Genomic DNA, 7,067 nt, shown 5'->3' on the forward strand with positions numbered 1-7,067 from the left:
CAGTGCCAGTGCCAGTGCCAGTGCCAGTGCCAGTGCCAGTGCCAGTGCCAGTGCCAGTGCCAGTGCCAGTGCCAGTGCCAGTGCCAGTGCCAATGCCAGTTTGCGGATGTTTTTGAGGTTGAAGGGGTGGCTTTTCGTCTCGACGCCTTGCACCCAACGCCAACGCCAACGCCAACGCCTTCAGTCGCACATACGCCTCGGCAGCGTTTACGCGTTGACTTTACCCAGCATTTAAAACGTCCCTCTCCGTCAGGAGAAGGACGCTGATATCATCAATGGGTCAGCCTTTGATCCAGTCCGGATGGTGCGGCACCGTGATGTCGCGCCCTTTGAGCATCATGTCCCAGTACACGCGCGGGAACACGGTGGACTTCAGGAACCAGGCAAAGCGGCTGGGTTTGCGCTGATCGTAAGGGAAGCTGGGGGCGGGTTTGCCGCCATACAGGAACTCGGCCAGAACAACCTTGCCATAGGCTACGGTCAGCGGGCAGGCGCCATAGCCATCGTAAGCCCCTGTCAGCGGCTTGCCATCCAGAGAGGCCAGAAGGTTTTTGGTGATAACCGGCGTCTGGGCGCGTGCTGCGGCCATGGTCTTGGCGTTTGACGTGCCGATAACGTCCCCAAGCCCGAAAATGGCGGGGTATTTGGTGTGTTGCAGGGTGGTGGGGTCCACATCTACCCAACCGCCACCATTGGCCAGCGGGCTCTGCTTGATGAAGTCCGGCGCGCTCTGCGGTGGGGTGACATGCAGCATGTCAAACTCTTTCACCACATGCTCGGTCTGGCCTTCTGCATTGGTGACGGCAAATGTCGCCTTGCGTTCCGGACCGTTTACAGCAACTAGATTGTGCTTGTACTGCAGGTTGATGCCGTAATAATCAATGGCTTCCTGCAGGGACGGACGATAATACGCCACGCCAAACAGGGCATCCCCGGCAAGGCAGAATTCTACATTGGTGCGGAACAGCGTGCCATGCTTGCGCCAGTAGTCAGATGCCAGATACGCGATTTTCTGCGGAGCCCCCGCGCATTTGATAGGCATGGGCGGCTGGGTGAACAGGGCGGTGCCGCCAGCCAGGGACTGAATGCATGTCCAAGTATATTCCACTGTTTCCTTGGAATAATTGCTGCATACGCCATTGCGGCCCAGCGTTTCTTTCAGGCCTTCAATTTTGTCCCAGTCCAGTTGCAGGCCGGGGCAGACCACCAGACGATTGTAGGTCACGGTGCGCCCGTCTTCCAGCGTTACCCGATTTTCATCAGGCTGAAAGGAGGCGGCAGCGACACGCAGCCACGTACAGCCGGAGGGAATAAGTCCACCTTCCTGCCGCAGGGTGCTTTTCAGGGTCATGGCCCCGGCCCCTACCAGTGTCCATCCCGGCTGGTAGGCGTGGGTGGTGGAGGGTTCGATAATAGCAATATCAAGGCTGGGGCGTTCATGCAGAAGACGGGCCGCAACCGCGATGCCGGCAGTACCGCCCCCCACGATAACAACGGTGTAGCGAAGGTCCGGCGTGGTGCCGGTTTCAGGCTGGGCCATGTATGTCTCCCTGGACGCTGTCATATTTACACAATTAAATTAACACACATCGATTATTAGTTAAGTTCTTTAATTGTCGATGTGGTATGTGCTCAGAGCAGTTCAGTCCTTGATCCAAACTTCCACCGGACCCTGAAGTTTCATGGTCAGGGGGTTGCCGTGGCGGTCAACTGTCTTGCCAACGGCCACCCGCACCCAGCCTTCGCTGATGCAGTATTCTTCCACATTGGTTTTTTCCACGCCCTTGAAGCGCACGCCAATCCCGCGTTCCAGAAGGTCACCATTGAAGAAGGGGCTTTCCGGATTGACGGAGAGGCGATCGGGCACGGTATCGGCTGACATGGTGTCTTATCCTTGTCTGGTTGGATGAATGGCTCGTGTCTTACCGGCTTTTGGCCGGAATGGCCATGTGACTTACCGCAGGGTGCATCCCCTCAGGAAGGGCGGGAGGACGCGATATCTGCATCTGGTCGGCGCATTCGGCTAAAGCGGTTGCGTACCGCCCCAGCTTTACGGCGTGTCCAGGCGCTAAAGCGGTGCATGAACAAATAGACAACCGGCGTGGAATACAGGGTGAGCAACTGGCTTGTGGCCAGCCCCCCTATCACGGCAATGCCCAGCGGACGGCGCAGTTCAGAGCCATAACCGTGGCCAAACACAAGGGGCACCGCACCAAAGGCGGCGGCAAGGGTTGTCATCAGAATGGGGCGGAAGCGGGTAATACACGCCTGATAAATGGCCTCCTGCGGCGGCAGGTTCTGCTCCCGCTCCACATGCAGGGCAAAATCAATCATCAGAATGGCGTTCTTTTTTACAATACCCACCAGCAGAATAACGCCAATCATGGCGATCAGGGAGAACGGTTCCCGACAGATCCAGAGTGTGAGCATGGCTCCCACAGCGGCGGAGGGCAGGGTGGAGAGAATAGTTAACGGTTGGATGTAACTTTCATACAGAATACCCAGCGTGACGTACATGGTGGCCAATGCCGCCACAAACACCAGCAGCTCATTGATCATGTTTTTCTTCATGTCCCCTGCCTGACCGGAGAAATCTCCGTGCAAGGCAACGGGAGTGTGCAGGCCGACCATGGCCTTCTGAATTTCCGATGTTGCATCGCCCAGAGATTTTCCGGGGGCGAGGTCAAAGGAAATGGAGCCGGAGATAAACCCGTTCTCGTGGCTGACTTCCAGCGGTGTGGGGGTGGTGACCAGCCGCGCCACGGTGGGGAGCGGCACCATGGTTTCAGAGGAAGAGGACACAGCAGACCCGTTGGAAGCGCCGGCACCACCGCCTGCCAGCCGGTTGGCAATGGCGTTGCGGAAGGATTGTTCGCTCAGGGTGACGGCCTGCGATGTTGAAGCGTCTGTTGGTTTTTTGACGCGCACGGTGTTGGAGGCAATGGCGCCGGACGCCGTGCCGCCTGCGGTGGAGACCCAGAGCGTTTTGAGCGTATCGGGATTTTCACGGAAGTATTTCTCAACTTCCATCACAACGTAATAGGTCGTCAGCGGTGTGGATATGGCCGAGGCCGTTCTCTGTCCGAAGGCATCATATAACGCATTCCCGATCAACTGGGGCGTTACCATATAACGGGCTGCGGTATCACGCTGGATCAGCACATGCATGGCCGTGCCGTTGCCAGAGAGATGACTGTTGACGCCAACCAGAACCTTGCTCTTGCGCAGCACTTCCGTCAGGCGCGGCACCCAGGTGTAAATGTCCTCATCATTATCGCTCTGGAAAATGTAAGTGTAGGTGCCTTCATGCTGGCGCTGGCCGCCGCCGTTGATATCCCCCGCGTTGGAAATGCTGGCGGTAAGGCCAGGAATGTCGCGCACACGCGCCCGCACGCGAGCGGCAATTTGCTCCGGGGTTGAGGTGCGGCCCGCTTTGTCCGTCAACTGTGCAAAGACTTCCGCGTTATTAGCGGAATCCTCCCCTGCAAAGCCCAGAACGGCTTCAACATCATGGTCAGCCATCATGGCCTGCACTACCTTGCGGGCCTTGGCCGAGGTGGCGGTGAAGGAACTGGTCTGATCCGTGCTCAGATAACTTTGGATCAGAGAAATATCCTCAGCCGGAAGAATGGTTTTGGACATCACGATCAGAATGCCGATGGTGGCAAAGAAGCTGAGCGGCAGAGAGGAAAAAATAAGCCACGGATGCCGCAGCGCCCACCGGAGCGAGCGCGTGTAGCCGCGCATCAGCCATTCCAGCCCCTTGTCCGTGGCATCGGCCAGAAGAGACGCCATGCGTACCAGAACATTGCCGCCGGAAGGCTTGGGTGCGCCTTCATGATGCACTTCCAGCATGTAAGCGCACATCATGGGGGTGAGCGAGATGGACAGGAAGAAAGAGACCGTGACGGCTGTTGTCAGCGTCATGGCGAATTCAAAGAAGATCTTGCCTGGTACGCCCCCCAGCAGAAGCAGGGGCAGAAAAACCGCGATCAGGGAAATGGTGATGGAGAGAATGGTAAACGCAATCTCGCGCGAGCCAAGAAGTGTTGCTTCCATGCGGCTCATGCCCGCTTCCATGTGGCGGGCAATGTTTTCTACCACCACAATGGCGTCATCCACCACAAAGCCGGTAGCGATGGTGAGCGCCATCAGCGAGAGGGTATCCAGCGAGAACCCCAGCAGATGCATGATGGCCAGAGATCCGGCCAGAGAGATGGGCACGGTAATGGCTGGGATAAGCGTGGAACGCCAACTGCGCAGAAAGGCCAGCACTACCAGCACAACCAGCAGAACCGAAATCAGCAACGTGTATTGCGTATCAACCAGCGCGCCACGGATGGAGACAGAGCGGTCTGACACCAGCTTGAACGAAACATCCGACGGCAGGGCGTTACTGAGAATTTCAGCACGCGCGCGGATGGCATCCGTGACTTCAATCACGTTAGCACCCGGTTGCGGGCGGATGACCGTGATAATGGCCGGTTTGTCATTATACCAGCCCGCCTTACGCTCATCCTGCGGGCCATTGCGTATCTTGGCCACATCCGTCAGCCGCACAGGCCGCCCGTTGCGGTAGCCGATTACCAGTTCCCGATACTGTTCTGCTGTCCGGGCCTGATCATTGGTTTCAAGTGTCAGACGCTGTCCACCGGACTCGATAAAGCCCTTGGGGGTGTTGGCGTTGGCAGAGGCCAGCGCTGATCGGACGTCTTCAAACCCCACGCCATATTTGTAGAGCAGGAGGGGGTTCATCTCTACCCGCACCGCAGGTTTGGATGCCCCCACCAGTTCTACCCAGCCCACCCCCTTCACGCCGGAAAGAAGGGGTTTAAGTCGCGTCTCGGCCAGATCCCGCAGGGAGGAGGATGTCCGTGTGTCTGATGTCATGGCCGCCAGCATGATCGGGCTGTCAGACGGGTTGGCCTTGTAATATTGCGGCGGCATCAGCAGCGTGTTGGGCATGTCCTGCCGGGCGGCCTGCAAGGCGGCTTCTACATCACGCGCGGCCCCGTTGATGTCACGGCTGTCATCAAAGAACATCAGGACAAAGGCATCCTTGTCCGTTGAATCGGAGCGCATGCTGGTCAGGCCCGCAATCTGGCCCAGATGCCGTTCAAGCGGGGTGGTGAGGGAACTGGCCATCTGCTGCGGCGAACTGCCGGGCTGGGAGGCCACAACATAGATCACCGGCACGGAAATATTGGGCAGATCAGCCACAGGCATGGCGCGGTAGGCAAACACGCCAGCCAACACAAAAGCCATGGCCATCAGAATAGTGCCGACAGGCCGCATGATAAAAAGTCGGCAGATGGACAAGCGGGGTCTTCCTTACGTGAGGGACGGCTTTTTCCGGCCCGCTGGGCCGGAGTAAACCGTTATGTCAGTTTCGTGCAGCATAATGTTGGAACTAAGCAACGAAAATACCAATCTGGTATCAGAGGGCACTTCTGCTCCTGCCAGACGGAAAAAAGCGCAGGGCTATGGTATTGCGGTCACGCGGTCAGCGTGGGTGCGGGCGGGTGGTGCACTGGCATCTGGAATAATTTTGCCGCTGCCATCCCGCTCTGTCGCCAAGGTGCCGGATACCTTGTTGACGATAATACTGCCGCTGGACATGACATGAAAAACGCCCACATCCGTATCCCCGTGCATTACTGCGTCTCCCGTGCTGGCGGAGGTAATTTCAAGCGCCTGCAAATGGCCACTCTGTGCAGTCAATGTGGCTGAGCCCCCCAGATACAGGGCAAGAGCGGGGGCGGTAATGGCGCGGATGGTGATGGGTGCCGCTGTTTCCGAGCGAATGCGTGCGGAATCGGACAAAGTGCGGATGGTAATGGGGCCAGTGGAAGCGGAGACCAGTCCGAGCTCTCCCGCCTTACCCATTTCCACCGGGGCAGACCCGGCGCGAATAAATACGGTGCTTTTGCGGTCATCCAGCAGAACCGCCGTGCGGCCTGCATTATCTATGGTCAGCGGGGTGCTTGGGCGTGTGGTAAGCGTCAGCGCGCTGGCCAAGGGTGTTGCCGCCGTGCAGTTGGCTTGTGTGATGTAAACCACGTTATCCGGGCCAATTTTGGCCGTAACGCCAGGCGGAAGAGTATCGGGAAGCTGCACGGCACCATGAATGGCGGTGGAGGCTGCAACATGCAGGTTGGAAAGACAGGGGGTGCTGATGCTGACCCCTTTACCATCCAGATCAACCGCCGCATGGGCAGGAGATGAATACAGCGCCAGAAACGGGCCGATCAGCGCCGCGCAGGACGCAAGGAGAACACATCGGGCAGCGGAGTGCATCATGGCGCTACTATGTGCCATGCCTCAGCCCGTGCCGTCCAGTTGGTGTTGCAGCCCGCACCTGCTGAGGCACTCATAAGAGCGCGGCAGCGCGTATGTGCTCGGGTTTTTTGGGGGGTGTATGGCGTGCCTTTTGCTTAGTCGCGGGTGCCGCTGCCACCTGTGCCGCCCATCAGGGTATCATGCAGGCGGTCAAAAGTTTCGGTCAGGGTGTCATGCGCACGTTTGCCTTTGCTGCCCACAATGGTGACGGTGGTTGTCATGCCTGCGGCAAGCTGGGTACCGGGCGGGATGCTATCAATATGCACACGTACCGGAATACGCTGCGCCAACCGTACCCAGGTATAGACCGGATCAACCGAGGGCAGGCCCTGTGTGGCCGGGGTGGCGTTGGGCGTGGCAATACCGCGTGTGATGCTGACCACATGGCCCCACATGGGCGCGCGATAGCCCATCAGATCCATCCGCACGCGGTCTCCCACATGAATGGCGCGGATCTTGGTTTCTTCAAAATAGCCGTCCACCCAGTAGGATGAGGCATCAATCACCCGGATGTTGGATTTTCCCGCCGTGGCAAAATCCCCCACGCGCATGATCAGGTTGGTAACGTAGCCTGTCACCGTGCTGCGCACATGGGTTCGGTCCAGATTGATCTTGGCCTGAGAGAGCGCCGCCATGGCTTCCCCATACTGGGCTTTCGCAATATCCGCCGTGGCCTGATAAACCTGCTTTTCTTCGCGTGAGGCCGCAACTTCCGTCAGTTTGTCACG

5 protein-coding genes are annotated in these 7,067 nt (G+C 58.2%); all 5 read right to left on the minus strand.

Going from position 1 to position 7,067, the window contains the following annotated elements; all coding sequences use genetic code 11:
- Positions 1-280: 280 nt before the first annotated feature.
- On the minus strand, positions 281-1,540 hold the full coding sequence (locus tag AD944_RS01550) for an NAD(P)/FAD-dependent oxidoreductase (RefSeq protein ID WP_045542456.1): 1,260 nt from the start codon (positions 1,538-1,540) through the stop codon (positions 281-283).
- Positions 1,541-1,642: 102 nt separating this feature from the next.
- Positions 1,643-1,882 (minus strand): DUF3297 family protein, encoded by a 240-nt coding sequence (locus tag AD944_RS01555; protein ID WP_035379533.1) that lies wholly within the window; start codon positions 1,880-1,882, stop codon positions 1,643-1,645.
- Positions 1,883-1,974: 92 nt separating this feature from the next.
- Positions 1,975-5,319 (minus strand): efflux RND transporter permease subunit, encoded by a 3,345-nt coding sequence (locus AD944_RS01560; protein WP_045542455.1) that lies wholly within the window; start codon positions 5,317-5,319, stop codon positions 1,975-1,977.
- 162 nt (positions 5,320-5,481) lie between these two features.
- Entirely contained in the window at positions 5,482-6,318 is an 837-nt protein-coding gene (locus tag AD944_RS01565) for a hypothetical protein (protein WP_140329625.1), read from the minus strand.
- 116 nt (positions 6,319-6,434) lie between these two features.
- On the minus strand, positions 6,435-7,067 hold a 633-nt coding region (locus AD944_RS01570), incomplete at its 5' end, for an efflux RND transporter periplasmic adaptor subunit (protein WP_061474698.1).

This window comes from Acetobacter tropicalis (assembly GCF_001580915.1).
Taxonomy (GTDB): Bacteria; Pseudomonadota; Alphaproteobacteria; order Acetobacterales; family Acetobacteraceae; genus Acetobacter; species Acetobacter tropicalis.

Bases quoted from the DNA above. Each gene is read 5' to 3' on its own strand.
- AD944_RS01550 (WP_045542456.1), bottom strand. From the start codon at position 1,540: ATGGCCCAGCCTGAAACCGGCACCACGCCGGACCTTCGCTACACCGTT.
- AD944_RS01555 (WP_035379533.1), bottom strand. From the start codon at position 1,882: ATGTCAGCCGATACCGTGCCCGATCGCCTCTCCGTCAATCCGGAAAGC.
- AD944_RS01565 (WP_140329625.1), bottom strand. From the start codon at position 6,318: ATGGCACATAGTAGCGCCATGATGCACTCCGCTGCCCGATGTGTTCTC.